The 3,041-nt window shown below is 72.6% G+C and carries 3 protein-coding genes; all 3 read left to right on the forward strand.

The window, feature by feature from the left end:
* On the forward strand, window positions 1–738 hold a 738-nt coding region (locus G3I42_RS16680), incomplete at its 5' end, for an S-methyl-5-thioribose-1-phosphate isomerase (RefSeq protein ID WP_164286782.1).
* 4 nt (window positions 739–742) lie between these two features.
* Window positions 743–1,432 carry a two-component system response regulator MtrA gene (mtrA, locus tag G3I42_RS16685; protein WP_007822956.1) on the forward strand — a complete coding sequence of 230 codons (690 nt, stop codon included), beginning with the start codon at window positions 743–745 and terminating at the stop codon, window positions 1,430–1,432.
* A gap of 17 nt (window positions 1,433–1,449) precedes the next feature.
* Window positions 1,450–3,041 (forward strand): MtrAB system histidine kinase MtrB (mtrB, locus tag G3I42_RS16690; protein ID WP_203606912.1); only part of this gene is annotated, 1,592 nt, incomplete at its 3' end.

Here is a 3,041-nt window from a genome sequence, read left to right on the forward strand (position 1 = left end):
GCCGCGACGCTCGCCGAGGCGCGGGCGCTGCACGCCGAGGACGCCGCGGGCTCGGCGGCGATGGCCGCCCACGGCGCGGAACTGCTCGAAGGGCTGCTGCCGGGCGGAGGGTACCGGCTGCTCACGCACTGCAACACCGGGACGCTCGTCTCCGGGGGCGAGGGCACCGCCTTCGCCGTGGCGCTCGCCGCGCACCGCGCGGGGCGGCTGCGCAGGCTGTGGGTGGACGAGACGCGGCCCCTGTGGCAGGGCGCGAGGCTGACCGCGTGGGAGGCGGCGCGGCGCCAAATGGCGTATACCTTGCTCGCGGACAACGCCGCCGGTTCGCTCTTCGCGGCCGGTGAGGTGGATGCCGTGCTGATCGGGGCGGACCGGATCGCGGCGGACGGGGCGGTGGCGAACAAGGTGGGCAGTTATCCGCTCGCTGTGCTCGCGCACCATCACCGGGTGCCGTTCGTCGTCGTCGCGCCGCTGTCCACGGTCGATCTCGCCACGGAGAACGGGGCGGCGATCGAGGTGGAGCAGCGGGCCGGGCACGAGGTGACCGAGGTACGGGGGCGCGGGGGTCTCGCGGTGCCGCTGGCGCCGCTCGGGACGACGGCGTACAACCCCGCGTTCGACGTCACCCCGCCCGGACTGATCAGCGCGATTGTCACGGAGGCCGGGGTCGTGACCCCGGTGACGGCGGAGGGACTGGCGGCTCTGTGTGCCAGTTCACGTCAGGCAACGATGAGCTAATGGGATGATGTCAGTCATGAAGGGACGAGTCCTTGTCGTCGACGACGACACCGCACTGGCCGAGATGCTCGGCATCGTGCTGCGTGGTGAAGGTTTCGAGCCGTCGTTCGTCGCGGACGGCGACAAGGCGCTGGCCGCCTTCCGCGACACCAAGCCGGATCTGGTGCTGCTCGACCTGATGCTGCCCGGCCGGGACGGCATCGAGGTGTGCCGGCTGATCCGCGCCGAGTCCGGCGTCCCGGTCGTCATGCTCACGGCGAAGAGCGACACCGTGGACGTCGTGGTCGGCCTGGAGTCGGGCGCCGACGACTACATCGTCAAGCCGTTCAAGCCGAAGGAGCTGGTGGCCCGTATCCGGGCCAGGCTCCGCAGGTCGGAGGAGCCGGCGCCCGAGCAGCTCACCATCGGTGACCTGGTCATCGACGTGGCCGGGCACTCGGTCAAGCGCGAGGGCCAGTCGATCGCGCTGACGCCGCTGGAGTTCGACCTGCTCGTCGCGCTCGCGCGCAAGCCGTGGCAGGTCTTCACCCGCGAGGTGCTCCTCGAACAGGTCTGGGGGTACCGGCACGCCGCCGACACCCGCCTCGTCAACGTGCACGTCCAGCGGCTGCGCTCCAAGGTCGAGCGCGACCCCGAGCGTCCCGAGATCGTCGTGACGGTGCGCGGTGTCGGCTACAAGGCCGGACCGAACTGACATGGCCGGGGACTGACATGAGCAGGGGAAGCGCCGCACGATCCGCCGGGCCCGGCAGGTTCGGCCGGATCGTCGCCCAGGGCCGTGCCCTCGGCGGGGGCGTGGGTGCCAACGGCAGCCCGTTCCTGCGGCTCTTCTCACGGTGGGTGCGGCGGCCCTTGCTGCCCGTGGCCCGGCTGTGGCGCCGCAATCTCCAGCTGAAGATCGTCGCGACCACGCTGCTCATGTCGGTGGGCGTCGTGCTGCTGCTCGGCTTCGTCGTCGTCGGGCAGGTCCGCAACGGGCTGCTCGACGCGAAGGAGAAGGCCGCGCAGAGCCAGGCCAGCGGCGGCTTCCTCGTCGCCCAGCAGAAGGCGAACGCGGAGGGCCCCGCGACGGGCGCCGCCGCCGACGGCACCTCGCAGGGCGACGGGCAGGAATCGGGGACGGACGGCCGGCAGAACGCCAGCAGCTGGATGTCCGAGCTCGTGACCCAGCTGGCCAGTGGCGGGCAGGGCTCGTTCGACGTCGTCGCGCTCGGCGCGGGCCCGGACAGCGGCACGACCGCGCGCAGCCCGCGCTCCTCGGGGCAGGTCCTGCCCCTGGAGAGCGTCCCCGCCTCGCTGCGCCAGGAGGTCGCGCACGGCACGGGCGCGTACCGCTCGTACACCCGCATCGTCCACGAGACGGGCGCCCCCCGCCCGGCGCTCATCATCGGGCGCCAGGTCAACGACCTCTACGGGCAGCCCTACCAGCTCTACTACCTCTTCTCGCTCGACCAGGAGGCGAAGACCCTCAGCCTGGTCAAGACGACGCTCGCCACCGCCGGGATGTTCGTCGTGGTGCTCCTCGGCGCCATCGCGTGGCTCGTCGTGCGGCAGGTCGTCACGCCGGTGCGCATGGCCGCTTCAGTCGCCGAGCGGCTGTCGGCGGGCAAGCTCCAGGAGCGGATGAAGGTCACGGGCGAGGACGACATCGCGCGCCTCGGCGAGGCCTTCAACAAGATGGCGCAGAGTCTCCAGCTCAAGATCAGGCAGCTGGAAGAACTCTCGCGCATGCAGCGCCGCTTCGTCAGCGACGTCTCGCACGAGCTGCGCACGCCGCTCACCACGGTCCGGATGGCCGCCGACGTGATCCACGAGGCGCGCGCCGACTTCGACCCCGTCACCGCGCGCTCCGCCGAACTCCTCGCCGACCAGCTCGACCGCTTCGAGTCGCTTCTCGCCGACCTCCTGGAGATCAGCCGGTTCGACGCGGGCGCGGCGGCGCTCGACGCGGACGCCGTGGACCTGCGCCTCGTGGTGCGGCGGGTCGTGGACGGCGCGCTGCCGCTCGCGGAGCGCAAGGGCAGCCGCGTGCTCGTCGTGGGCGACGAACAGCCCGTCGTCGCCGAGGCGGATGTGCGCCGGGTGGAGCGGGTGCTGCGCAACCTGGTCGTCAACGCCGTCGAGCACGGCGAGGGCCGCGACGTCGTCGTGCGGCTCGCGGCGGCGGGCGGCGCGGTCGCGGTGGCGGTGCGGGACTACGGCGTGGGCCTGAAGCCGGGGGAGGCCACGCGGGTCTTCAGCCGCTTCTGGCGCGCGGACCCGGCGCGGGCGCGGACGACGGGCGGTACGGGCCTCGGCCTGTC

Source organism: Streptomyces sp. SID11385, assembly GCF_010548245.1.
GTDB lineage: Bacteria > Actinomycetota > Actinomycetes > Streptomycetales > Streptomycetaceae > Streptomyces.